Source organism: Commensalibacter intestini A911 (genome assembly GCF_000231445.1).
Lineage (GTDB): Bacteria > Pseudomonadota > Alphaproteobacteria > Acetobacterales > Acetobacteraceae > Commensalibacter > Commensalibacter intestini.
In genome coordinates, this window is sequence record NZ_AGFR01000003.1 from 316,753 (window position 1) to 342,607 (window position 25,855).

Consider the following 25,855-nt stretch of genomic DNA (forward strand, 5'->3'; position numbering starts at 1 on the left):
TTAATGCTTATTTTGATAAACGAACAGGAACATTATTGCTGGCAAGTTCTTGTTTGACTTGAGAAATTGTAAATTGTCCAAAGTGAAAAACGCTTGCAGCAAGTAGCCCGGTGGCCCCTGTTTGTGCACCTTCAGTAAAATGATGTAACTCACCGACACCACCACTGGCAATGACAGGGATCTTAACGGTATTACAAACGGTTTTTAAAAGTTCTAAATCAAAACCTTTTCCAGTGCCGTCACGATCCATGCTGGTTAATAATAATTCACCAGCACCACGTTCTGCCATTTGCAGGCACCATTCAATCGCATTGATGCCTGTTGGGTTACGACCACCATGTGTAAAAATTTCCCAAGAACCTTTACCATTAGAGCGCGCATCAACAGCAACAACAACGCATTGGCTACCAAATTTGTTTGCAGCCTCGTTAATGAGCTCTGGTGTTTTGATTGCAGCAGAGTTAATGGCACATTTATCTGCACCTGCTAATAATAAAGCACGCATATCTTCCACGCGACGCACACCACCACCAACGGTTAATGGTAAGAAGATTTTTTCAGCAGTGCGATTTACCACGTCTAGGATCGTATTTCTATTTTCATGACTGGCAGTAATATCTAAAAAGGTAAGTTCATCTGCGCCGGCCTTATCATAAACCAAAGCTTGCTCAACAGGGTCACCAGCATCACGCAAAGAAACGAAATTAACCCCTTTAACAACACGGCCGTCTTTAACATCAAGACAAGGGATAACGCGGGTTTTTAACATGTTTCCAAGACCTTTAGTGCTTCTTGAATATTGATGCGACCGTCATATAGAGCACGGCCAACAATAACGCCTTCGATACCTGGTTCTTTATTGGCAACTTCACGTAATGCACGGAGGTGATCTAGATTTCCTACACCACCACTAGCGATAACAGGAATAGATAAGTGATGGGCGAGTTCTACGGTTTGTTCTAAATCTAATCCAGATAACATACCATCTCTTTGAATCTCAGTGAAAATGATGGCTCCAGCACCGCTATCTTGAAGGCGTAATGCCAAATCAAGGGCTTTCATTTCTGAAGTTTCTGCCCAACCTTCTGTAGAAACAAAGCCAGATTTTGCATCAATTCCAATGACGATTTGATTGGGAAACGCTTTACAAGCATCGTAGACAAGTTGAGGGTTTTTGACAGCAACGCTGCCTAAAATAACACGAGTAACCCCTTGAGATAACCAAAACTCAACAGATTGTAAGTCTCTGATGCCTCCACCAAGCTCTACAGGAACCTTTGAGTTGGCAAGAATGGCTTGAACGGCTTCAATATTAACGGGTTTTTTTGCAAAAGCCCCATCTAAATCAACAACATGTAACCATTTGCATCCTTGTTTATGCCATTCTTTTGCTTGGCTGCCTGGATCGTCAGAGTAAATCGTTGCTTGATCCATTTCCCCTTGGCGTAAACGAACGCATTGTCCGCCTTTTAAATCAATTGCAGGGTATAAGGTTAATGGACGAGGAGAAGGAAGAGTGGTCATAAAAGCGTTTTCCTGATTATGATGAGGAAGAGGAGGTATTTAAAAAGGATTTATAGAGCATCAAACCTTTGAGGATTTGCCCATCTATTTTTTGGTAATAAGGGTGTGTTGCCCAATGCACATATTCATTTTGTAGAAAAAATTGAAGAGACCTCTTTTGAGTCTCATCAAATGTGACATTGATAATTGGGAAACCCAGTTGAGAAACAGTATGTTCCATTTTTGATATGAGGCGATTTTCAATGCCGATTTTCAATGCATAAGGTGCAATGGCAAAAATATCGACGGTTACAGCAATCAGAGCAGAATCTTTTTGTTTTGGCGGGGTTGTGATTTCACAAATACCAACAATATTTCCGTCTAAACGTGCAATAAATAAAAGTTTGTCAGGAACTAATATCACGCCTTTGAAGTAGGTTTCGATTAAATGTCGTGGCGGTGGTTTTGTCCACTTACAATGATAGCCAGCAATAATTGCAGCCTCTAACGTTTCACATAGGGTATTGAGATCGTCCTCATTTTCCCAAAATGTGATTTGTTCGACTTGTATTTTCGGTAAAAGGCTAGATGTAAGGTGATCCATTCTAAAACTTAATGCTGATGATTAGGAAAGGGATGTATTTACATTCCATGTTAAAAAATTAGCCAGAATTCTTAATCCAACTTCTTGGCTTTTTTCAACGTGAAACTGTGTTCCAACTTTGTTGCCTTTGGCAATAATTGCAGGGACTGCACCGTCATAATCGGTTGTGGCAATGATATCTTGTGGATCGGCTTTGGTTAAAGCATAGGAATGCACAAAATAAGCATGATCTCCAGGATTAATTCCTTCAAGAATAGGATGTTGACCTGAGGTGAATTGTAACTCATTCCATCCCATTTGCGGTAAAGGAAGATTTTGAGGTGTCATCTGAGCAATTTCACCATTTACCCATCCTAACCCTTCGGTAATATGATGTTCTAGGCCTCTTTGTGCCATTAATTGCATACCTACACAAATTCCCAAAAAAGGAGTGCCTTTATTAGTGCTTTGTTCTAATGCATCTAGTAGATGAGGAATATGTGTTAATCCATTCATGCAATCTGTAAACGCGCCTTGACCAGGTAGAATAATACGGTCTGCATTCAGGATTGTTTCTGGATGGCTAGTGATTTCTACATCAACGGGCAAGTTGATTTGTTGAGCTGCGTATAAAGTGGCACGTTGTGCAGAGGCAAGGTTGCCTCCATTATAATCAATGACAACGATTTTTAAAGGAGAGTGGGTCATTACCGTTATATCTTTTGAGCAAGGTCTGGATATTGATCAAGTAGTCTTAATAAAGCTGCTTGTTTATTTCGTCCTGCAATAATTGTTTTAATTTTCCATCCAGACAACGTTAGTTCAGTTCTTTGGAAGTGATAAGCAAAGCACGCTAACAGAAAATGAATTAAAACTAAAATAACAATTGGGGGATGTAACCAAAATTTTAATGAAATACATAGGCTAAAAATGATTAACCCATGTATCCAGCTTTTTTGGATAAATAAACCAATAGCCCCTAAAATAAAGACCATCCAAGAAAAACCATTTGGAACAAGCTTTATGCTTTTAGGGTGTTGTGGATTGGTATAGACGGTAAAAAATTTCACAAAACACCTTTGGTCGATGGAATATTATTTAAGGCACGCATATCAAATTCACACGCGCTGCGTAATGCTCTGGCGGTGGCTTTAAAGGTTGCTTCTGCAATATGATGAGAATTTCTTCCTGCACGTCTGATCGCATGAAGGTTGATATGAGCACTCATGACAAAGCCACGAAAGAATTCTTCGAAAAGCTCTGTATCCATTTGCCCAATTTTTTGTGTGGGAAAAGGAACGTCCCACGCAAGATAAGGGCGTCCAGAAATATCAATAATCACTTCGCTTAGTGCTTCATCTAATGGAACGGTGGCCTGTCCAAAACGACAGATTCCTTTTTTATCACCGATAACTTGGCGAAACGCTTGTCCTAAAGCAATGCCTGTATCTTCGACGCTGTGATGATCATCAATATGGAGGTCACCTTTAACAATCAAGTCAAGGTCAAATAAGCTATGTTTAGACAAAGCGGTTAGCATATGGTCAAAGAAGCCAATTCCTGTATTGATATTTGATTTCCCTGAACCATCGATATTTAATGTTAATTGAATATCTGTTTCTGAGGTCTTTCTGTGGATGCTGGTTTGTCTTTGTTGGGTCATAAAAGATTCTTTATCCATTGGTAATGATCATTTGCGATACAAGTTGGAAATATAAGGCCAAGAAAAAGAAAAGACAATCTCATAGAAATATAATAATGTAATAAAAGTTGTTTTTCATTAACTTTATGTCAGTTTTAAGTTTTTTATTCGAGATACTGAGTGTTTGAATGAGAAAAATACTATATATGTATTTTACATTCATATAGTGGATTAGCAAATGTCAAATATTGATTTTTTACTTTCGCGTTTTTCAAGCGGTGCTTTAAAAGAACCAGCTCCGAATGATCAGCAGTTACATCAAATTTTATCTGTGGCGATGCGGGCACCCGATCATGGTCGGTTACGTCCTTGGCGTTTTGTTGTTATTCCTAAACAAAATCGCGCAGAGTGGTTGCAATCTGTCGAGCTTTCTATGAAAAAGCCAGAATATGATTATCCAGCCTCTTACCTTCAGAAAGTGCAACATAATTTCTCATGTGCTCCGATGGTGATTGCGCTGGGAATGCGTCAAATCACTGAAAATACCAGCGTGTCCGTTGATGAGCAATTAATGGCAGCATCATCGGCAGTGATGAATATGTTAAATGCTGTGCATGCTTTGGGTTTTGCAGCCAAATGGATTACAGGACCTATTGCAAATAAAGATATTGTTGAAGGGTTAGGATTCCAAGAGCCTTATCGGATGCTTGGTTTTTTATTTATTGGCACCTTGTGTGAGGCAGAGGAAGCTCCACCTCGTGTGGCTGTTGATGATTATGTTGCCGTTTGGAACGGAAAACCTGTTCAATTTAAAGTAGATATTAAAAAATAAACTTATTTGAAATAAAATTATAATAATTGGGGAGAGTATAGAATGCCATTACCAATAGATATAAAAGATGTTGTTGTGATTGGCGGTGGCCCTGCTGGTTTAGGGGCAGCATTATCTTTAGAGGCGTTGGGATTGCAGGTGACTGTGATTGATCCTGCACCTCTGCATGCTTTACAAAACCCATCTTTTGATGGTCGTGAAATCGCGTTGACGCATCACACTGTTTCTTTGATGAAATCAATGGGAGCTTGGGATCGTATTAGCCCTGATGATATTTCTTTGATACAAGAGGCTCGCGTTGAAAATGGAGAGGAAAATCATCCTTTAACCTTTGATACCAAAGGGAAAGGGGAAGAATCATTAGGATATTTGGTTCCTAATTTTGCTATTCGTAAATCTTTATTTGAGGAAGCTCAAAATCGTGAAGGAATTACGATTTTATCAGAGCAGTCTTGCGAAGCGTTAAATTGTTTTGTTGATTATGTAACTGTTCAACTTAGAGACCAGAAATTTACAGCGAAATTAGCCGTGCTTGCAGATGGACGTTTTTCTAAAACAAGAGAAAGTTTGGGAATCGGCTATCATTTACATGACTTCCATCGTCATATGATGGTGACTCGTTTTGAACATGAGCTACCACATAACGGTGTTGCATTACAATGGTTTGATAAAGGTCAAACCATTGCGCTACTTCCTTTGAATGGTAACGTGTCTTCAGTCGTTTTATCGTTGCCTCTTGATGAAATGAATAAGGTTAGAGTCTTAGATGAAGAGGCATTTACTGCAGATATCAGTAAGAGATTGCAAAACCGTCTAGGTACAATTAAATCTGTTTCTACCCGTCATGTTTATCCTTTAAAAACGGTCTTTGCGAACCGCTTTGAAACACGGCATACAGCTTTGGTAGGTGATACAGCGATTGGTATGCATCCAATTACAGCACATGGTTTTAACTTTGCAATGACGGCACAAGAACTGTTATCTCAAGAAGTTTATGCTGGAATAGAGCGAGGGGAAGAAATCGGGTCAGCAAAGCAACTGCGTCGTTATGAACGTCGTTTAAGACAAAAAACGTTGCCAATGTTTACGGTGACGAACACCATTGCAACTTTGTATACACGTGAAGAAAAAGGGCTATGGATGCTACGACAAGCAGGAATGCGTGCAGCCAATTTACTTAAACCGTTAAAAAATAGAGTTGTTGATCAGTTGATTGATAAAAAAAGGTCCTTATCATCCTCATTATTTAATTCAAAATAATGATTAAATTTTAAGAAGTTGGTTTTTGTTGTGAAATATATTTTTAAATATGGATTTTTTATTGCTTGATTATCTTTAAACTTACCAGCCTCAGCAAAAGTTGTTCATTCTCTTGATCAAATTCCAGCTCAGATTCATAATGAGGATGGTAAGTCTGTTTTTGCGCAAGAAATGAATGGAGATGCGTTACCAGATGGGTTTGGAAGTGGTTTTTGGTCAACAGGAACGACTTTGAAACCAAGTGATATTATCAAGATAATAGCCCCACAAGATATAAATGATAGGTGGAGTCTTGTGGGGATGAAAGCATGGCCAGGACAAAAAGATCGATATATTGTTGTTGCTTGTTCAACGAAAGCTACGCCCGATAGTAATAATGACCAAGCAAATAGTTGTTCATATACTGAAAACCCTAGAAACAAAATTATTGTAGCTGTTTTGGATTATGATGGTTCTGGATTACCAACTTTAGCAGCTAAACCTGATATAGAAAAAATGATGACTAGTGATATAATGGGTCGTGTAGAGAATATAAAGGGGGATACATTTGCAAAAAGTGCCTTTTATTTAAAAAATGATCAAGATCAGGTGGTTGTAGGAGATTTACAGCGTTTAGATTTTGCTCATTATCAATTAAATTCACAAATATTAGCCTTTGGTATTCGATTGGGAGTAAATACTGGGTATTCTGGAGGTTACGTGTCTGATCAAGTAATGACTTTATTTGCTATTATAGAAGGAAAAGTGTGTCCTGTTTTGAAGGTGAATACTTATCATTTTGAAAATATTGCTGGTGAATGGCATGAAGACGGAACACGTGATCATGATATTAGTGAAAAAGAATATGTTTTATCTATTTTGCCCCATCAAACCAATGGGTTTTCTGATATAAAGCGGACACAAAAAGGGGCTCGTAATAAAAAAGGTAAAATTTATCGTTGGGATAGCCAGAAGCTATCTTATCAATAAATTTCCCTTTCTTGGTATTGTTTTATAGTTCTGCTTTGCGGCGTTGTTGGCGTAGAACAGACTCAATCCAATCATTGAGTTCTCGAGTAGTTTTTTCTGCGCTTTCAAGGTCGGGATAGATATCAGGAAAACGCAGAGATAACCAACGCCATGCAACCAAGCGTTTGTGGCGTTTTTCTGCACGTTCTAACTCTTGGCGTGAGGCTTGGCTAGGGTTGGGGAGTTTTCCAGAGCTTGGGGCAGCAACAGTTTTTCCTGCAGCATGATCTGCAGCCCAGCGGATGAGCCGTTGAATGCCGTTATCTCGATCATCAACAGGACATACAGAATATGTCCAACGATTTTTAAGTTCTAGGTCTTGAACACCTTCTAGTGCAGAAGCAATGGCAAAGGTTTCTTCCATAGGAGCCAAGCGATAATTCGGATCATCAGGGCGTAATACAGCACGTTTAAGTCGTGTTAAAACACCAAATAAACTATCTGAATTAATTTCATTAGCAATCAGTTGAACAATATCACTGTCAGGTTGAACTAAAGGCCTTAAATCTTTTTGCTTTTCAGGTGCGGCTTCTAATTGGCGACGAATAAAGTCAGGATCGCCTGCACCTGCTAATAAACCAACAGTACCAGTTTCATGTTTGCCGTATCGTCCTGCACGTCCGCCAATTTGTTTAACCTCTTGGGAGGTAAGGAGGCGTCTGCTTGTGCCATCAAATTTATAAATTGTGCTGAAGATCACGCGTTTAATGGAGAGGTTTAACCCCATACCAATCGCATCTGTGGCAATCAAAATCTCTGCTTCACCATCGTTAAAGCGTTTTGCTTCAGCACGTCTGACTTCTGGACTTAAAGCACCATAAATAACGGCTACGCGATGTCCTTTTTGCATTAAGATTGCACGTAAATCTAAGACTTCTCGTCTAGAAAATGCAATTAAAGCATCCCCAGAATGAAGCTGATTTAATCGAATAGGAGATGATGCTGTTTGTAAAACACTTTTACGTTGTAAAGAGATTTCTTCCCAAGGATCATCACAGAGTCGAGCAATGTTTTTAACAAGAGGAATACATTCTGGTGATCCTAATACAAAAACATGTCGTGCAGGGACGCCCATAATGGCAGCTGTCCAAGCAGCACCTCGATCTGGATCCGTTAGCATTTGGGCTTCATCGATCAGTGCCACATCAACAGGATTATCCATTGGACACATTTCAACTGTGGCAGCTAAAAACTTACTATTAGGAATAAGCTGACGCTCTTCCCCAGTTTTAAGGGAGGTTGCAATATCTCTCTCGTTTAAGGCTTCTCTAAACTCATGGGCTAATAAGCGTAAAGGAGCTAATGCAATACCACTCTCGCTTTCGGCCATCGTTTTTAAAGCAGTATACGATTTACCACTATTGGTAGGGCCTGTAACAATCGTAATGCGACGTTTTAAGCTGCGCGCAGTAACAAAATGTCCAGCAAAACGATCCATAGCAGCAACACTGGCGAGGACTTTGTTTTTAATATTTAAGTCACCCAGATTAATAAATGCATTCTTTTTTTCTTTTACGGGGCTGCCATTGCGCCAGTTCGAAATTTGTGGGCGTAAGGCTTTAATTTCTTTTGGATCAAAGCGCCAAATATCTTTGCCGTGCTTTTTTATTTTTTGAGCAACAGGGATTTTGTTTTCAGCAATCCATCGTAAGACTTCTTTATGAGAACAATGAAGTAAAGTCGGAATTTCTTTAAAAGAAACGAGACTATCTTCCCATTCTCTTTGTTTTTTAATTTCGTCTTTTTTACGGTCACGAGCTTTTTGATGGATTTCGTGATCTTTTTGTTGTTGTTTTTGCTCTTGATAAATAATGTCCTCGATGAAATGTTCAGCATCATCAGGTTCTAGATTAAAGGCTAAAGCAACATCTTGCGCCATTAAACGCAATGATTTGCTACCGATAATGGGTTTTCCGCTATCTAGTAAATCCGTATAAAGGGTTTGAAATGCATCATTCGCACTTTTGCCACTTTGGCGTAAGCGTGTGTGAAGAGCTTGGTCTAATGCGCTTTGTAAAGATTCTTCGTTCGGCGAAGGATCATGAATAAAAGAGACAGCCCAAGCAATATCTTCAGATTGAATCCAATGCTTATTTTCTTTTTGGATTTGTTTATTTAAATGTTTTGCCCAATCTTTTCTGCGAACAATACAGAGAAGCTTGTTGAAAGTTGCAGGTGGAATCTCGGTCTGTTCAGGTTGTAAGTTACGGGCGATTAGTTTTAATAACCGAGGCTCTTCTTGAGCAGTTAGCGTAATAGAAGTTTCTTGTAATGCTTTTTGTAAGGCAAGTTCAGCAGGTGATAAATTCATGGATTTCCAAATATGAAAGATCAGTGCAAAGGTGCAAAGAGAATAAAATCAAAGAAAGAATTGAAAGTGTAAACAGACTTTGAATATAACAAAAGATGTTTATCATATACTGATTTTTACTTTGTCACTTTAAATATCTTTAAAGCATGATATTAACTATTATTTAATTAAAAGAGTAGTGATAATTTTTGTAAAAATTAAAAAAATTACAATGAGTATTGAAAAACTGTTCAATTTTGAATGGGAATAGGTTAAAATTACATTTTAAATGTGAATAATTTTTATTTACGCAATAATTTAGGGTAATTTTGTAGGAGCTTTTTTATAATGTCTGAGCCGATAATTGTTGATGATTCTTTTCGCCTGACAGATCCAACCAAAGAATACAGTCATTTAAATGCAGAAAAAGTATTGACGGTTCATCATTGGACGGATCGTTTATTCTCATTTACATGTACTCGTACATCTAGCTTACGTTTTGAAAATGGTCAATTCTGTATGATCGGGATTGAAGTCGATGGCAAACCTTTATTGCGTGCTTATAGTATTGCTAGTGCCAATTATGAAGAAGAATTAGAGTTTTTATCTATTAAGGTTCCTGATGGCCCATTAACTTCTCGCTTATGTCATATGCAAGTGGGGGATACGGTATTAATTGGTCGTAAGCCTACTGGGACATTGCTTTTATCTAACTTAAAGCCAGGACGTAATTTATATTTCTTCTCTACAGGCACAGGGCTTGCTCCATTTATGAGCTTGATTCGCGATCCTGAAGTTTATGAAAACTTTGATAACGTGATTTTAACACATGGTGTGCGTACTGTAGGCGAGTTGGCTTATCGTGATTATATTACTAAGGAATTGCCTAACCATGAATTCCTTGGGGAAGATATTGCAAAGAAATTAATTTATTATCCAACTGTTACTCGCGAAGATTTCCCTGTGCGTGATCGTATTACGACATTAGTGAATAATGAAAAATTATTCTCAGATATTAATTTGCCAGTGATGGATCCCGAACTCGATCGTGCAATGATTTGTGGTTCTCCAGAGATGTTGGTGGAAATTAAAGCTATTCTTGAAAAAAGAGGCTTTGTTGAAGGCAATGGGAATTCTCCTGGGTCTTTCGTAATCGAAAAAGCATTTGCGGAGCAATAATTCATGACATATGACTTTGACCTAATTGTTATTGGTGCAGGCTCTGGTGGCGTTCGTTGTGCACGAATTGCCGCTGGACATGGTGCAAAAGTTGCCATTATTGAAAAACAACATTGGGGTGGAACCTGCGTCAATATTGGATGCGTTCCGAAAAAACTCATGATGTTTGCCAGCACTTTTGGCGATTTGGTCGAAGATAGTCATGGATATGGTTGGGATACGCAAAAAGGACATCATCATTGGCAACAACTCATTCAGGCGAAAGATAAAGAAATTAATCGTCTGAATGATATCTATGTTTCTATGTTGCAAAAAGCGGGTGTTACGATTTTTAGAGGAGCAGCTTCCTTTAAAGATACGCATACCATTAATATTGCTCAGAGTGTGTTATCTGAAGATAATGCGCAAGGCCTGCTAAATATTACCGCAAAGCATATTGTAATTGCGACAGGATCTTCTCCAAGTATTTTAGATATTGAGGGAAAAGAGTATGCGATTACCTCTGATCAGGCTTTTTATCTCAAAGAGCGCCCTCAGAGAGTTTCTATTGTAGGCTCTGGATATATTGGGATTGAATTTGCTGGTATTTTTGCTGGATTAGGATCTCAGGTTGATTTGGTGTATCGTCAACCTCTTCCTTTGCGTGGGTTTGATCAGGATATGCGTCAAGCGCTTCATGATGCGATTGCTGCACGTTCTGGTATTATACAACATACAGGAAAATCTCCTGTAAAAGTCACCAAAAGTAGTGATGCTTATCAGCTTCATTTAGATAATGGTGAAGTGATAGAAACTGATTGTGTATTTTTTGCAACGGGTCGTCATCCTAATATTGAGGGCTTAGGCTTAGAAAATGCTCAGATTGAGATTACTAAGAAAAAACAGATTATTGTAAATGATGATTTTGTAACTTCTGCGTCAAATGTTTATGCGATTGGTGATGTGATTGATAAGATCAATTTAACGCCAGTTGCGATTGCCCAAGGGCATGCGTTGGCAGACCGTCTCTTTGCAGGGAAAGTGCGTAAAAGTGCTTATGATGCGACACCGAAAGCGGTATTCTTTTATCCGCCTTTGGCTAGTGTTGGATTGTCAGAAGAAGAAGCTGAGCAAAAAGGTGAGGTAGAGATTTATATTTCTCAGTTTACATCGATGAAATATGTATTTACTGAGCGTAAAATTAAAACTTACATCAAGATGATTGTTGATAAAGCTTCACAAAATGTAGTTGGCTTACATATGTTGGGTGATGATGCGCCTGAAATTATGCAAGGCTTTGCCGTGGCGATTGCAGCTGGCTTGACCAAGAGTGATTTTGATCAAACCATCGGTATTCATCCGTCTTCAGCTGAAGAACTTGTTACGTTGAGACAAGTAACAAGAACTAGCCAAAAATCATAATTTATTAATTATCTTGGGGTTAACCAAGCTCCACCTGTTGAGTCTCCAACTTGTGCATTACCTATTGGGCCGCTTTCTCTATAAGCGGTTCCATAGCGGGAAAGGTTTGCACCACTAACAGAATCTTTTGATTCGGCTAAAGCGCGTTGATGCTCTGGGTCTGGACCTTTGGTCATGTCCATTGATGGTGCATAACTATATCCTGGAGGAGGGGCTCTGTGACCGCGAACAGTAATATGTTCACCTCCAGCTGAACCAGCATTTCCAGGAGTTTGTGTATGTATATTTGCAGATTGCCCAGAAAGACCTGGTAATGTAGCAGCACCGCCAGAGTTACCACTCGTCTCTTGTGCATAACTGTTTGTTATACATAAAGGGGTGATTAGGAATAGCCCATATAAGCTACGTTTTAGCCAGTGCATTTGTATTTCCTTTTATTTTTATCAGCGGTATCAATTATATTCTATTACAATTATTGTTTATTTTATATAGTGTTTACAAGAAAATATAACTTACAAATGATTTATTCAACCAGTTAGACACAGGCTCTAATATTTATACCTGTGTAAAGCACCAATAATAGTTTAGTATAATTTATTATTCTTATTATTTAGAGGTATTTTAAAAGCCTGCAATAAACAATATATTGAAGACTTTATTTTACCATTAGCGATGATTGACTTTGTTGGCTAAGTAATCTCCCAACCATTGAATGGCAGAAATCATAATAACAAGTAAAACAATCACGATACCCATGATATCAGATCTAAATTGTTGGTAACCATATTGAATGGCATAACGTCCTAATCCGCCAGCACCAATGGTTCCAGCCATAGCAGAAATTCCAATAATAAGAATGATTGTAACGGTGAAACCAGAGATTAACCCTGGTAGGGCTTCTGGTAAAAGAACATCCCAAATAATACGTTTTCTACTTCCGCCCATAGCTTGAACAGCTTCTATTAGTCCTTTATCTACTTCTTTTAAGGAAACTTCAGCAATTCGTGTAAAATAAGGGATCGTTGCAATTGAAAGGGGAATAATAGCAGCTTCTGTTCCAATGGCTGTTCCGACTAAAAATCGAGTAACAGGAATTAAAGCGACTAGTAGAATAATAAAAGGGATAGATCGGAAAATATTAATGATTACACTGACGATACGATTTAAAATTGGCGCAGGGCGCAGTCCATCCGGTGCAGTAATAATTAAAAATAAAGCGATAGGAAGTCCACCAATAAAAGTTAAGACCCCACAAGCAATGGTCATTTCAAAGGTTTCTACAATTGCTTTGTAAAGTTGGTCTAGTTGATATGGGGATATATTGCTAATATGGCTAATATATTGGTTAATTTGATCGATGTTAAAGAGAGACATAGCCAAGACTTTCAACGCTTTCAACGCCCATATCGTTTAGTGCGTCAATAGTTTTATTACAATCATCGGCGGGAACCGCTAGAAAAGAAGTGCCAATCGGTGTTTCTCGAATATGAGAAATGCTTCCCTCAAGTAGAGATGCTGAGATATTATAATCTTTTTGCAAGTCTGCAATTAAAGGTTTTCTTACCACGGTACCCAACATAATTACGTGCAATATAGCGTAATCATTGGGTAAAGGGTCGCTATGGAGTAAACGTGTAATGCTATCAGGTAGAGTTGGACGTTCTTCGGTTAAGAGCTGCTTTGTTATGTCTGTTTTTGGATGAGAGAAAATCTGTGTAACATGACCTTCTTCAGCAATTTGACCTTTGTTTAGTACAATTACACGATCTGCTAGTAAACGAACCACACTCATTTCATGTGTGATTAAAACAATCGTTAGTTTTAGCTGTTTATTAATTTGTAATAAAAGGTCGATAATAGAACGAGTAGTTTCGGGGTCAAGCGCAGAGGTTGCTTCATCGCATAAGAGGAGAGCTGGATTTGCTGCTAAGGCGCGAGCAATCCCAACCCGTTGTTTTTGCCCACCAGAGAGCTGTGCAGGATAGTCGTTTGCTTTATCAGGTAAACCAACGAGTTCTAATAGCTCTTTTGCTCTTTCATGGTGTTTCCCTGCGTAAAGACCAGAAATTTTAAGCGGTAAAATAATATTATCAATAACGGTCTTTGCACTTAATAGGTTAAAATGTTGAAAGACCAATCCAATCCGTTGCTGTAAAGGCAAGAGTTCTTTTCGAGGTAAATTAGCAATATTTTTACCTTCAATTCGAACTTCACCAGTATCGGGTTTTTCCAAGCCTGCCAAGCAACGTAATAATGTCGTTTTCCCAGCACCAGAACGGCCAATAATACCCATAATTTCTCCTTTTTTTACTTGAAAGGACAAATTGGATAATGCGACATGGCCACTAAAGGCACGGCAAACTTCTTTAAACTCAACAACAGGCGTGGTTGAGTTCGGGATATCAGAAGGAGATAAGGTCATTATTACTTTTACTTGGTCAGATCATTGGTCAGAAATTATTGCCATGCTGGCAAAATGGCTCCGTGATATTTGTCTTCCATTGCTTTTTTTACAGCATCAGATTGAAAACTTTCGACTAAAGTTTTGATTTCAGGACGATTTTCATCGCCTTGTCTGACAACGATAATATTTGCATATGGATTATGTAGACGGTCTTCTTGTAAAAGCACTGATTTTGGATCTATTTTAGCAGAAATAACATAGTTTGTATTAATAGATGCCATTGTTACATCGTCTAAAGAACGAGCAAGTTGAGCTGCGTCAAGTTCAACAAAATCATAATGGTGAGGATTTTCAGAGATATCACCCAAGCTTGGTAATTTAGGGGCATCTTTTCTAAGTTTAATTAACCCTTGTTTTGCAAGAAGATTTAATGCACGACCTTGATTGGAAGGATCATTTTGAATGCCAATTTTTGCGCCATCAGGAAGATCTTTGATGTTTTTGATTTTATGAGAGTAAAATCCTAAAGGTTCAACCCATGTTTTTCCAACAACAGCTAATTTATATCCGCGTGCTTTGACTTGAGCATCCATAAAAGGAATATGTTGGAACGCATTTGCGTCAATATCTTTACCCACTAATGCTTCATTAGGAAGGTTGTAATCATCAAAATCAATAAGTTGAACGTTCAACCCTTTGGTTTTTGCGACATCTTTAGCAACAACGGCTAAATCTTCTTCTGGGCCAGAGACGACGCCAACTTTGATGGTTTCTTGTTTAGAATCTGCTGCTTTTGATTGAACAGTTACAAGCGCAGAAAAAGCAAAAGCAACAGAACCCATGATGATAGCTCTGCGAGATAATGACGAAAACATAAGCAGTGACCCTTGTTAATGCAAGTGAAAATGATCCGTTTGATTTAAAAATTATTTTTAACTATCTATAGGAAAATTTGAAAAAAACAATCCTTAAACTACAGTGAATGAAGATTATATCTTTTAAAAGAGGGGATAAAAAACGATTATTTTGCGCAGAAATCATTTTTTTTGATAGGAAAAATTTAAAAATACGATACAATATTTAAGGCTTTATCAAGACACAAAAGTTTTTATTGTATTCGTTAAATAAAGCGTTATTTTAAATTCTGTAACTTTATAATTATTAATTAGGATATATCCGATGAGTGATACTTCTTTGAAGTCTGGAGCGAAACATATTTCTTGGAAACCAGAAAGCTGGCGTGCTTTTCCAATTAAACATGTTCCAGAATATCCTGATAAATATGTCTTGGCCGAAACAGAAGAGAAATTACGTCGTTATCCACCTTTAGTGTTTGCAGGGGAAACACGTCGATTGAAAGAACAATTGGCGTTGGCATCCAAAGGGCAAGCTTTTGTATTGCAAGGTGGTCCATGTGCAGAAATTTTTGAAGAATTTACGGCTGATATTATTCGTGACGTTTTCCGCGTTATTTTGCAAATGGCAATTGTTTTAACCTATGGAGCAAAAGTGCCTGTAGTTAAAATTGGGCGTATTGCAGGGCAATTTGCAAAGCCACGTTCATCTGATAATGAAACCAAAGGTGATGTCAGCCATATGTCTTATCGTGGTGATATTATTAATGGGATTGAATTTTCTGAAGCATCTAGAGTTCCAGATCCTAAACGAATGGAGCTTGCTTATTTCCAATCAGCAGGCACATTAAACTTGGTTCGTGCTTTTGCCACTGGGGGGTATGCAAATTTACACGAAGTGCATCGTTGGAATCTAGATTTTGTTCAACGTTCTCCTTTAGCACAGAAATATAGTGTTTTATCTGAAAAGATTGATGAAACATTGGCATTTATGCGTGCTTGTGGTTTGACTGGTGAGAATACACCACAAATTAAAGAAACAGATTTTTATACATCTCATGAAGCCTTGTTGCTTCCTTATGAGCAATCCTTAACCAGAATTGATTCAACTTCTGGCGAATGGTATGATTGTTCCGCACATTTCTTGTGGATTGGAGATAGAACACGTCAACCAGATGGTGCTCATGTTGAGTTTTTACGTGGGATTAAAAATCCAATTGGCATTAAAGTTGGACCAAGTGCAAATATCGAAGATTTATTAAAATTATTAGATATTTTAAATCCAGAAAATGAAGCTGGACGTATTTCTTTGATTGTAAGAATGGGGGCTGGCAAAGTTAAAGAATTGTTACCTCCTTTTGTAAAAGCAGTGACGGAATCTGGTAAGGTTGTAACATGGTTATCAGACCCAATGCATGGTAATACGATTTCTACAAGTGATGGTACTAAAACGCGTCCATTTGATTCAATCTTATCAGAGCTTATGGGCTTTTTTGATGTGATGGCATCAGAGGGGGCTATTCCTGGTGGAGTTCATGTTGAAATGACAGGAGCGAATGTAACAGAATGTATTGGTGGTGCTCATCATTTAACAGAAGCAGACCTTGGTCAACGTTATCAAACATTCTGTGATCCACGTTTAAATGCAGAGCAATCTTTAGAAATGGCGTTTTTAGTTGCAGAAGAGTTGGCTCAACGTGATTTTGCAGCAAATAAAAAGAAATAATATAGGCTTTGAAAGAGCATTTTATGACTGTTAATGATAATAAGCACGCTGTGGATTCTGTATTAAGTAATTTGGTTTCAGTAAAACAACCCGCGAATGCAGAGGCGGTTGCGATGCGAACAGATGCTTATTTTAATAGAACACAGCATATTGTTCAGCATTATGGCGATAAAGAAGTCGTTTATGCAGTATTCTTGCGTCGTCCTGTTTTATCAGCTCCACGTTTGGTATTACAATGGTTGGATCAGATTTTTGCAGAAGAAAAGATTGATGCTACCTATTATGTTGCCTTTCAAGAAGGGGAATGGGTAGGTGCAGGACAGCCTATTTTATACATAAAAGGATCTTTTGCTCAGCTTGTTGTTTTAGAAACAATTTTGTTGCAAAAGCTTGGTGCGTGTTGTGTTGCAGCGTGTAATGCTTTTCAAATGGCACAGACCTTGCCAGAAGTTGATTTTATTGCAATGGGTGCGCGTCATTGTGCTGGTTATGAAATGCAAGAATTGGTTGAATATGCAGCATGGGTTGGCACGCAAGCAGCTCAAAAAAAGAGTGGTGCAAAAGGGTTCATTGGTACAGCGAGTGCAAGTACAGCCAAGATGTTTGGACTTGATGCTGGGATGGGAACCATGCCACATGCGTTGATTGGCTATGCAGGTTCTACCGTACGTGCAGCTGAGATGTTTCATGAACAGTTTCCACAATATCAACTTGGTGTGTTGGTTGATTATTTTGGCAGAGAAGTCACAGATGGCGTAAAAGTTTGCCAACGTTTCCCAGAGTTGGCTGCGCAAGGCAAAATTTCACTACGTTTAGATACGCATGGTGGTCGATATTTAGAAGGATTAGATCGTCAGTCATCTTACGCTTTGATTATGCGTCATGCTCCAGAAACGTTACAACGTTATTGCTCTGAAAAAGAGTTGACGGATTTAACAGGGATGGGTGTTTCAGCAGCAGCTATTTGGTGGATGCGTGAAAAGCTGGATGAAGCTGGATTTAACAAAGTTAAATTAATTGCTTCTTCTGGGTTTGATGTTGCTAAATGTCGTATGATTGCCGAGGCTAAAGCACCTGTTGATTGTATTGGAACAGGGTCATTTATTCCTACACGTTGGAGTGAGACCTATGCAACAGCAGATATTATTGCTTATAATGGCCAACCTTTAGTCAAACAAGGGCGTGAGTTTCTTATTAACTTTGCACGTCAATATGTTCCGGGCTTATAATTTAGAGATGAAGATGCGTTGTAGGAGATTAGTCTTTGGATAGTCAAAAAAATGAAGCAGGTGAAGTAAAAAGTGAATATACAGTTCATGTTTTTGACCTTTCCAGTGATGCTGAAGATAAAGTCGTAGAAATTATAAATGATTTTTATAATGAAGAACATGCGACTGTTTTTGCGCATGCATATGTTCGGGCTAGTGTAGAACGTTGTCGTATTCCAGGGGCAACTAATCAAGAGATTTTTGATGCATGGTCTGCATTTGGTGAAGATGTTAAAGTCATGAAGAAAGATGAGTTTGTCTGGAATTCTTCTGATGAAATTATGGGCTTTGTTGAGAATGTAGCAACGCCTATGGAATGTGATTGGCGTTCGTTGGATCCTCGTCGTTTGGTTGACGAAGACGAGTTTCCAGAAGATGACGAAGAATAATACTTTTTTTGATATAATTAATTAGCGATAAGTTTTGAAGATGAAATTACGTTTTGCCCCAAGTCCTACTGGTTTAATGCATGTAGGAAATGCTCGTTTAGCTGTTGCCAATGCTTTGTATGCACGCCGTCATGGCGGTAAGTTTATGTTGCGTATCGATGATACCGACGTTGAACGCTCTAAAGAAGAATATGTTCGTGAAATTCACAAAGCATTAGAATGGTTTGGCTTTTCTTGGGACGAATATATGAAACAATCTGATCGTATGGATCGTTATAATTTAGCGATTGAACGATTGAAAGAATCTGGCCGTTTATATCCATGTTTTGAAACCAAAGAAGAATTGGATTTCAAACGTGAATTACGTCGTCGTCAAAATAAGCCACCTATTTATGATCGTGCAATGTTACGATTAACACCAGAGCAACGTGCATCAGCGGAAGCAAACGGTAAGACACCGCATTGGCGCTTTAAACTTTCTGATCGTGAAGTCAGATGGGATGATTTGGTTATGGGACAATGCCGCGTTAAATTAACGTCGATTTCTGATCCTATTATGATCAAAGCAGATGGCACGGTTCTGTATACATTAGCATCTGTGGTTGATGATTTGGAAACGGATATTACTCACATTATTCGTGGTGAAGATCATGTAACCAATACAGGCGTTCAAATTGATTTAATTGAAGCGTTGACAGGTAAACCCAATAATATCAAATTTGCGCATTTACCTTTATTGATGGATGCAGATGGTGGTAAACTTTCTAAACGTTTAGGCAGTGTTTCTTTGAAAGAGTTGCGTGAAGATGGTTTAGAATCAAAAGCAATTGTTTCTTATCTTGCACGTTTGGGGACTTCACGTGATCCTCAATTGCTGAATGTTGATGAATTAGCTAAAGATTATGATTTATCAACTTATTCTCGCTCACCAGCACGTTTTGATATTCAACAAATGCTTATTTTGAATAAAAAATGTTTGCATACAATGAGTTTTGATGAAGTTAAAGATCGTCTTCCATCTTTTATCACAGAAGAGTTCTGGCATGTTGTTCGTCCAAACATTGATTTGTTAACGGAAGCTAGATATTGGTGGGATTTGGTTCATGAGGACATTATCCCAGAAGTTGAAGAAGAAGATAAAGAATATTTGCAACAAGCAATTGATTGTTTGCCAGAAAATCCTTGGGATGAAGAAACTTGGGGACAATGGACTGCTAAATTAAAAGAAATTAGCGGTAGAAAAGGAAAATCTTTGTTCCATCCATTGCGCATGGCATTAACACGTGAAGAAAAAGGCCCTGAAATGAAAGGGATGTTGCCATTAATGGGACGTGATCGCGTTTTACGTCGTTTGCAAGAGGCGGTTTCTCGTTAAGAGAAAAATAAATAATTTAATAGTAAGAGGGGAGTTTAGATTGATTTCTAAACTCCTTTTTTATTTGAAACTTATATTCCCTTTAGTCTTCGTCAACTTTACGACCATTTAAAGGTTGAACATGTCTATTGTTATCGTGCTGCATTAATGTTTCAAAACGATCGACTTGATCTTCAGAGACTTGAACGGGTTGTTTGAGAACAATCCAAGTTACATCTTCTAGGCATGGGGGCGTTGTTAGAGATCCTGTATAATGAAAGTAACTGGTATCTTTAGGAAGGAAGTTATTAATATTGAAAGGTTTAGTCATAACTTCTTCTTTGTTTGGTTGAGGGGAAACTACATTCCAAGCTTTTTCAAGTTCTGGGTTTTTCTTCATTCCTTCTTCGGCCATTACTGCCAACACTAATAAATGTCCATCTTTATCGGCATGAACGAAGTGAATTTCTAAAGGGTAAGCAATCCCATGAATATGGTGCTCACTAGGGGTGTGAAAGTGAAACTGTTTCAGATAATATTTTTTATCATGAAAAATGAGATAGTCTTTATCAGAGCTAACAATGACTTGAACGGTATGGGTATTATTAACAATATGTTCTGTTGTTAATTGATAATGGAAGGTTAAATGTTGTGTATGTAATTTTGTGGTTTGAATGATATTGACAGGGGACTGAGACTTTCCTTGTTTACATTCTGTAAATTTAGGAGAAATATTTCCCCAATATTCAGGAGAGATATTGCCACTATATCCCCATTGTTCTTCTGCAAATGCAGTTGGAGTAGAGATTAAAAATGAAGTAGCCAATAATAAAATATAAGGGAATTTCATAATATATAACCTGTTAAAATCACGGAATAAGTTTATTTTAAATTTTTATAATGCTATTGATTTTGTTACAATATAGCCGAATGGTTAGGGGTATAATTTATATTCATAAAATGTTATTGGTTTCTATAAATATATTCTAAATACATTAATTTTTAACAAAGTTATTTATAAAATCATTTAAAACTCTTATATAGTTTGTTAAAAGATCTTTCCTTTAAATTCAAAAACTAGTTGTTGGTAAATGTCACATCCTTTGAAAGTTGAACTATTAAGCCCTGCGGGGACTTTAAAATCCATGCGTTATGCATTTGCTTATGGTGCGGATGCAGTATATGCGGGACAACCGCGATATAGCTTAAGAGTTCGGAATAATGAGTTTAATCATGAAAACCTGAAAATTGGTATTGATGAAGCTCATGCTCAAGGAAAATGTTTTTATGTGGTGGTGAATATTGCGCCACATAATGCGAAATTAAAAACATTTATTAAAGATTTAGAACCAGTGGTGGCAATGGGGCCAGACGCATTGATTATGTCCGATCCTGGATTAATTATGATGGTTCGTGAAGCTTTCCCAGATATGGCTGTGCATTTATCAGTGCAGGCCAATGCGGTGAATTGGGCAACGGTTAAATTCTGGAACCAATTGGGCTTAACACGTGTGATTTTATCACGTGAATTGTCTTTAAAGGAAATTGAAGAAATTCATCAGAATGTGCCAGAGATTGAATTGGAAGTTTTTGTTCATGGCGCATTATGTATGGCCTATTCTGGACGTTGTTTATTGTCTGGATATATTAACCATAGAGATGCGAACCAAGGAACTTGCACCAATGCTTGTCGTTGGCAGTATGGTGTAGAAGAAGGCACTGAAAACGAAGTTGGTGAGATTGTTAGCAAGAAATCAGCAAAGAATGAAGGTTGTTGTCAAAGTGAAGAAGAAGAGGTTCAACCAACATTAGGTGAGGGGCCATCGACTGATAAAGTATTTGTGTTACGCGAAGGCACTCGACCTGAAGAGGAAATGACTGCTTTTGAAGATGAGCATGGTACTTATATCATGAATTCTAAAGATTTACGTGCTATTCAACATGTAGAGCGTTTAGTCAATATTGGGGTTTACTCTTTGAAAATTGAAGGGCGTACGAAGTCGCATTATTATGTTGCGCGTACGGCTCAAGTTTATCGTAAAGCAATGGATGATGCGGTTGCCGGTCGTCCTTTTGATCCGAGTTTGTTAAATACATTAGAATCTTTGGCGCATCGTGGGTATACAGAAGGTTTCTTGCAACGTCATAAACATAATGATTATCAAAATTACGAAACAGGTTCTTCGGTTTCCATTAAACAACAATTTGTTGGTGAATTTACAGGCGAACATCAAAATGGTTTGGCAGAAGTCACTGTGAAAAATCGTTTTGAAGTGGGGGATCGTTTAGAAATGATGACCCCTAAAGGCAATATCAGCTTTACGCTTGAAAAAATGGAAAATACCAAAGGCGAGGCAGCTACAATTGCTCCCGGCAATAGTCATACGGTTTATATTCCTATTGCTGATGATGTGCAGTTGGAATATGCGCTATTGATGCGGTACTTAGATGAGAAATAAGAGTTTTTTGTAATTTGTTTTGAAAGGCTGGTCTTATAAAAAAGATCAGCCTTTTTTTGTTTTTAATTGTTACACTTTTGAAGTAAAACTATAATAACTCAAATTATTATAAAGAAATTAATATGACAAAATATTGGCGCCAAAATGAAGTTTGGAAATGTTCTTATTGCAATACGGAAATGAAAAAATCTGGAGAAAACTATCAAGAGCATACAATATGTTTAGATAATTATGCTGAATTTGATGGAAATGGTCAAATAATCAGAGGAAGTTTGTATCATTATGGTAAGTATGATCGGTCATTCGATATAATTGTAGTGTGTGCTATATGCACAAATGCTAATTGTAAAAATTATTCTGTTAGTATGAAATTAAAACAATTTGGAGAGGGTATAATAAGAGAAGATAAAGAGTTTTTTTTACTTCCTGATAGCTCTGCTAGATTATTTCCAGATTATATACCTAAGGCAATTTTGTCTGATTATAATGAAGCTTGTTTAATCAAAAATAAAAGTCCTAAAGCATCAGCAACGTTAGCTAGAAGATATTTGCAAGGGATGATTAGAGATTTTTGGAAGGTAGAAGAACGTAATCTTTATCTAGAGATTAATAAAATTAAAGATAAAATTCCTCCTGATTTGTATGAGGCGATTGATGCTATTCGTGAGATTGGCAATATTGGTGCTCATATGGAAAAGGACGTTAACGTCATTATTGATGTTGATCCTAATGAGGTTCAGATGTTGATTGAGTTAATAGAAAATTTATTTGAAGAATGGTATATTAAAAGTTTTGAAGAACAACAAAAACGTGATGAGGATCAACGAAGATTAGCAAAAATCAAAACTATCGGTATAGATAAAGCTGGACAAAAATCACCACGCAAGAGCTAGTATACTTCTAGCTTTGCTAAGAATTTTATGCATTGTTTTGCACGTGATAGCGCAGTCACATGATTCCGTGGTCTAGTTTATTGAGTAGATATCAGTTTTCATTCTTGTTCAAGCCTTGGGATGATCCACTTTTGATCTGGAGATTCAAAGAAGGTGTGAAGATCCATGTTGAAGTAAATTATCATACTAATTTTATCCATAATGTTTGTCTTTTAAAAGCACCATTACTTATGTTTATTGAAATTTCCTAACTTTATGAGAATTTTAATCAATTCTAGTTTTATATTGGGCGCAACGAATGAGCTAGAAAAACAAGACGATAAAAGTAAGAATTTATAATCTAGCCTGATCTTAATAATCGTCCAGAATTGTTTTTGTTAAATAACAAAAGTAAACACTCAATAGCTTCTTTTTGTTGAAGAGAAGCCATCTTTCCTTGGTTAAACCAATATTCAGCACTTTGCCAAGCAGGGTTAATCCATTGTTCTAAACGGATTTCGTCGACCAGTTTAAAGTCTGGTAGTCCAGATTGTCGACGGCCTGTTACTTCGCCACCACCTCTGATTTTAAAATCCTCATCAGCGATTAAAAAGCCATCTTCTGTATCCCGTAAAAGGGCAAGGCGTTTTTTTGCTGTAAAATTGATTTTATCATCATGAAGCAAGAGACAGTAAGATTGTTTTTCTCCGCGACCTACACGTCCTCTAAGTTGGTGTAGTTGAGCCAAACCAAATCGCTCTGCATGTTCGATGACCATAATATTGGCATTAGGAATATTAACGCCCACTTCAATAACGGTGGTGGCAACAAGGATTTTGGTTTTATTTTGAGCAAAAAGGTCTAGAGCCCCTTGCCGTTCATTACTTTCTTGCTGTCCATGTGCCAGCCCGACATTGTTTTCACCAAAATGATGTTTTAAGGAAAGGTAACGATCTTTTGCCGCAGCCAGATCCATGACTTCGCTTTCTTCTACCAAAGGGCAAACCCAAAAGAGTTGGCAGCCTTGGGAGATCATTCGCTCAATTCCTTGTAATACTTTATCCATACTCCCCAAAGCGTGGAGGGTGGTTTGAATAGGCTTGCGTCCTGCTGGCTTTTGAGTAATTCGACTGACTTGCAGTTCTCCCCAACGGGTGAGGAGTAACGTTCTCGGAATAGGGGTGGCGGTCATGACGAGAATATCTGTATTCTCTCCTTTATCCCCTAATTTAATGCGTTGTTCGACACCAAAACGATGTTGTTCATCAATAATGACCAAGGCAAGATTGTGGAATTCAACGCCCTCTTGAAATAAAGCATGGGTGCCTATTGCGATTTTCGCAGTTCCGTTTTGGATTTTTTCTAATGTTTCTTTGCGGGCATTGCCTTTGATAGATCCACTTAAAAAGACGGTTTCTACAGAACATAAATCTGAGAATACTGCATAATGTTGCCTTGCCAAGATTTCTGTAGGCGCCATAATGACGGCTTGATATCCAGCTTCAACAGCGTGTAGCGCGGTGAGTAAAGCAACAATCGTTTTCCCTGATCCAACATCCCCTTGTAATAGTCTGAGCATTCGAAAAGGTTGCTTAAGATCATGTTTGATTTCGCGTAATGCTTTTTCTTGAGATTGTGTTAAAGCAAACCCAAATTTTTGTAATGCTTGATTGGTAAGGCTATTGTCACCGATTAACACTCTGCCAGGGCTTTGTTGTGAAGTTCGTTTAGCTTGTCCAATGGCAAGCTGTTCTGCGAATAGTTCATCAAAAGCTAAGCGAGAACGCGCTCTACTTTCCATTGCTTCATAAGTTTGATTATCAAAAAGCTCAGGAAAATCACTTGGGAAATGTAGAAGGTGGAGTGCCTTTCTGAAAGTTGGCCATTGATGTTGTTGAATAAGAGTTGGATCAATCCATTCTGGGGGCTCAGGGCATTTTGATAATGCTGAACGTAGGGCTTTATATAGATTTTTTGGAAATAATCCTGCGGTTAATGGCCAGACTGGTTCAATGGCTGGGATCATAAACTCATTTTCAATAGGCTCTAGATAATGAGGATTTGTAATTTGTAGCCGATTATTATAGGTTTCTACAGTTCCAGAAACGATAATCTTTGCATTGGGTTGGACTTTTTTTGCCTGCCATTGAGAGAAAAAGACAAGCTCTGCATTACCAGTTCCATCCGTCACATGAACACGCCAAGGCTGTTTGCTTCGTTGAGGTTTTTCGATATGTGTGACTTGCAATTTTAATGTGGCGATCCGTCCAGGGATTGCATTTTTCAATTCTGGGCGATAGCGTCTATCAATAATCGAATTGGGTAGATGAAATAATAAATCAATGACTCTATGTCCGCCAACAGCCCGCACAAGTAATTGACTTGTTTTAGGGCCAACTCCATCTAGATTAGATAAAGGAGCAAGCAAAGGGGATAATGCAAGTTGTGTTGTTGATGAAAGAGGAGTTTCACCCATATGTTGGCTCGGTCATATTTTAAACAATAATAAGGTTGATATACTAAAGTATATTGTATTATGGATCAAAAAGAAGCAATGGAAGATTTAGAAATTCGCAAACGTCGTTTGCTTTATCAAGCAAATCATCGTGGAAGCTATGAGGCTGATTTATTAATTGGTCGTTTTGTAAAACATCATATTTCTGATATGTCAGTAGAGGAATTGACGATATTAGAACATATTATGAGTTTTGAAGATGCAGATTTGACTTTGTGGCTTACAGGATTTAAGGCAATACCAACAGAGTTAAATATTCCAATGATGCATCATATGTGTCAATTCGCCAAAGATATACATTTAAAGACAGAGTAGG

General features: G+C 37.9%; 23 protein-coding genes and 1 pseudogene. 12 read left to right on the plus strand and 12 right to left on the minus strand.

Translation table 11 applies throughout. The annotated features are described in order from the left end of the window. Positions 1 to 7: 7 nt before the first annotated feature. From hisF to hisB, 5 genes and pseudogenes are all read right to left on the minus strand, one after another. Complete coding sequence (gene hisF, locus CIN_RS01785) at positions 8 to 769, minus strand: imidazole glycerol phosphate synthase subunit HisF (protein WP_008853343.1); 762 nt, start codon at positions 767 to 769, stop codon at positions 8 to 10. Continuing rightward, positions 763 to 2,107 (minus strand): annotated as a pseudogene (gene hisA, locus CIN_RS12200) (1-(5-phosphoribosyl)-5-[(5-phosphoribosylamino)methylideneamino]imidazole-4-carboxamide isomerase). Before hisA ends, hisF begins: the two are co-directional and overlap by 7 nt. Positions 2,108 to 2,128: 21 nt before the next feature. Beyond that, positions 2,129 to 2,794, minus strand: a complete 666-nt coding sequence (gene hisH / locus CIN_RS01800; RefSeq protein ID WP_008853346.1) for an imidazole glycerol phosphate synthase subunit HisH — start codon at positions 2,792 to 2,794, stop codon at positions 2,129 to 2,131. A 5-nt stretch (positions 2,795 to 2,799) separates the two neighbouring features. Next, the gene (locus tag CIN_RS01805; protein ID WP_040363684.1) at positions 2,800 to 3,156 is read right to left on the minus strand and encodes a hypothetical protein; all 357 of its coding nucleotides are present in this window, start codon (positions 3,154 to 3,156) and stop codon (positions 2,800 to 2,802) included. Next, positions 3,153 to 3,749 (minus strand): imidazoleglycerol-phosphate dehydratase HisB, encoded by a 597-nt coding sequence (hisB, locus tag CIN_RS01810; RefSeq protein WP_040363846.1) that lies wholly within the window; start codon positions 3,747 to 3,749, stop codon positions 3,153 to 3,155. Before hisB ends, CIN_RS01805 begins: the two co-directional genes overlap by 4 nt. 217 nt (positions 3,750 to 3,966) lie before the next feature. On the opposite strand from hisB, the gene CIN_RS01815 reads away from it, so the two are divergent. From CIN_RS01815 to CIN_RS11295, 3 genes are all read left to right on the plus strand, one after another. Further along, positions 3,967 to 4,560, plus strand: a complete 594-nt coding sequence (locus CIN_RS01815; RefSeq protein ID WP_008853349.1) for a nitroreductase family protein — start codon at positions 3,967 to 3,969, stop codon at positions 4,558 to 4,560. Positions 4,561 to 4,602: 42 nt separating this feature from the next. Beyond that, positions 4,603 to 5,820 carry a 5-demethoxyubiquinol-8 5-hydroxylase UbiM gene (ubiM, locus tag CIN_RS01820; protein ID WP_008853350.1) on the plus strand — a complete coding sequence of 406 codons (1,218 nt, stop codon included), beginning with the start codon at positions 4,603 to 4,605 and terminating at the stop codon, positions 5,818 to 5,820. A 171-nt stretch (positions 5,821 to 5,991) separates the two neighbouring features. After that, entirely contained in the window at positions 5,992 to 6,789 is a 798-nt protein-coding gene (locus CIN_RS11295; RefSeq protein ID WP_050798306.1) for a hypothetical protein, read from the plus strand. Positions 6,790 to 6,811: 22 nt separating this feature from the next. On the opposite strand, the gene CIN_RS01830 is transcribed toward CIN_RS11295, so the two are convergent. Beyond that, positions 6,812 to 9,139: a helicase-related protein gene (locus CIN_RS01830; protein WP_008853352.1), complete on the minus strand. Its 2,328-nt coding sequence runs from the start codon at positions 9,137 to 9,139 to the stop codon at positions 6,812 to 6,814. Positions 9,140 to 9,466: 327 nt separating this feature from the next. On the opposite strand from CIN_RS01830, the gene CIN_RS01835 reads away from it, so the two are divergent. After that, a complete protein-coding gene (locus tag CIN_RS01835) occupies positions 9,467 to 10,297 on the plus strand; it encodes a ferredoxin--NADP reductase (protein WP_008853353.1) in 831 nt (276 codons plus the stop codon). Between the two features lie 3 nt (positions 10,298 to 10,300). Next, positions 10,301 to 11,698 (plus strand): glutathione-disulfide reductase, encoded by a 1,398-nt coding sequence (gorA, locus tag CIN_RS01840; protein ID WP_008853354.1) that lies wholly within the window; start codon positions 10,301 to 10,303, stop codon positions 11,696 to 11,698. Between the two features lie 8 nt (positions 11,699 to 11,706). On the opposite strand, the gene CIN_RS01845 is transcribed toward gorA, so the two are convergent. From CIN_RS01845 to CIN_RS01860, 4 genes are all read right to left on the minus strand, one after another. Further along, positions 11,707 to 12,120 (minus strand): hypothetical protein, encoded by a 414-nt coding sequence (locus CIN_RS01845; protein WP_008853355.1) that lies wholly within the window; start codon positions 12,118 to 12,120, stop codon positions 11,707 to 11,709. 244 nt (positions 12,121 to 12,364) lie between these two features. Further along, complete coding sequence (locus tag CIN_RS01850) at positions 12,365 to 13,018, minus strand: methionine ABC transporter permease (protein WP_040363848.1); 654 nt, start codon at positions 13,016 to 13,018, stop codon at positions 12,365 to 12,367. 40 nt (positions 13,019 to 13,058) lie between these two features. Continuing rightward, a complete protein-coding gene (locus tag CIN_RS01855) occupies positions 13,059 to 14,120 on the minus strand; it encodes a methionine ABC transporter ATP-binding protein (protein ID WP_008853357.1) in 1,062 nt (353 codons plus the stop codon). 35 nt (positions 14,121 to 14,155) lie between these two features. Then, a complete protein-coding gene (locus CIN_RS01860; protein ID WP_050798307.1) occupies positions 14,156 to 14,977 on the minus strand; it encodes a MetQ/NlpA family ABC transporter substrate-binding protein in 822 nt (273 codons plus the stop codon). 304 nt (positions 14,978 to 15,281) lie between these two features. On the opposite strand from CIN_RS01860, the gene CIN_RS01865 reads away from it, so the two are divergent. The 4 genes from CIN_RS01865 to gltX all read left to right on the plus strand — a co-directional run bounded on the left by CIN_RS01865 (position 15,282) and on the right by gltX (position 19,714). Next, a complete protein-coding gene (locus tag CIN_RS01865; RefSeq protein ID WP_008853359.1) occupies positions 15,282 to 16,682 on the plus strand; it encodes a class II 3-deoxy-7-phosphoheptulonate synthase in 1,401 nt (466 codons plus the stop codon). A 113-nt stretch (positions 16,683 to 16,795) separates the two neighbouring features. Continuing rightward, the gene (locus tag CIN_RS01870) at positions 16,796 to 17,911 is read left to right on the plus strand and encodes a beta/alpha barrel domain-containing protein (protein ID WP_139016935.1); all 1,116 of its coding nucleotides are present in this window, start codon (positions 16,796 to 16,798) and stop codon (positions 17,909 to 17,911) included. 35 nt (positions 17,912 to 17,946) lie between these two features. After that, positions 17,947 to 18,339 carry a hypothetical protein gene (locus CIN_RS01875; RefSeq protein ID WP_008853361.1) on the plus strand — a complete coding sequence of 131 codons (393 nt, stop codon included), beginning with the start codon at positions 17,947 to 17,949 and terminating at the stop codon, positions 18,337 to 18,339. Positions 18,340 to 18,379: 40 nt separating this feature from the next. Then, complete coding sequence (gene gltX, locus CIN_RS01880; protein ID WP_008853362.1) at positions 18,380 to 19,714, plus strand: glutamate--tRNA ligase; 1,335 nt, start codon at positions 18,380 to 18,382, stop codon at positions 19,712 to 19,714. An 82-nt stretch (positions 19,715 to 19,796) separates the two neighbouring features. Here gltX and CIN_RS01885 read toward each other — a convergent pair whose 3' ends face one another. Beyond that, positions 19,797 to 20,543 carry a carbonic anhydrase gene (locus tag CIN_RS01885; protein WP_008853363.1) on the minus strand — a complete coding sequence of 249 codons (747 nt, stop codon included), beginning with the start codon at positions 20,541 to 20,543 and terminating at the stop codon, positions 19,797 to 19,799. Positions 20,544 to 20,784: 241 nt separating this feature from the next. Here CIN_RS01885 and trhP point away from each other — a divergent pair, with 241 nt between their 5' ends. Further along, positions 20,785 to 22,152, plus strand: coding sequence for a prephenate-dependent tRNA uridine(34) hydroxylase TrhP (gene trhP, locus CIN_RS01890; RefSeq protein WP_008853364.1), 1,368 nt, complete (start codon positions 20,785 to 20,787; stop codon positions 22,150 to 22,152). Positions 22,153 to 22,274: 122 nt separating this feature from the next. Continuing rightward, positions 22,275 to 23,045, plus strand: coding sequence for a DUF4145 domain-containing protein (locus CIN_RS01895; RefSeq protein ID WP_245527805.1), 771 nt, complete (start codon positions 22,275 to 22,277; stop codon positions 23,043 to 23,045). 340 nt (positions 23,046 to 23,385) lie between these two features. On the opposite strand, the gene recG is transcribed toward CIN_RS01895, so the two are convergent. Further along, positions 23,386 to 25,500 (minus strand): ATP-dependent DNA helicase RecG, encoded by a 2,115-nt coding sequence (recG, locus tag CIN_RS01900; protein WP_008853366.1) that lies wholly within the window; start codon positions 25,498 to 25,500, stop codon positions 23,386 to 23,388. A 60-nt stretch (positions 25,501 to 25,560) separates the two neighbouring features. On the opposite strand from recG, the gene CIN_RS01905 reads away from it, so the two are divergent. Then, entirely contained in the window at positions 25,561 to 25,854 is a 294-nt protein-coding gene (locus CIN_RS01905; protein ID WP_008853367.1) for an FAD assembly factor SdhE, read from the plus strand. Position 25,855: the final 1 nt, after the last annotated feature.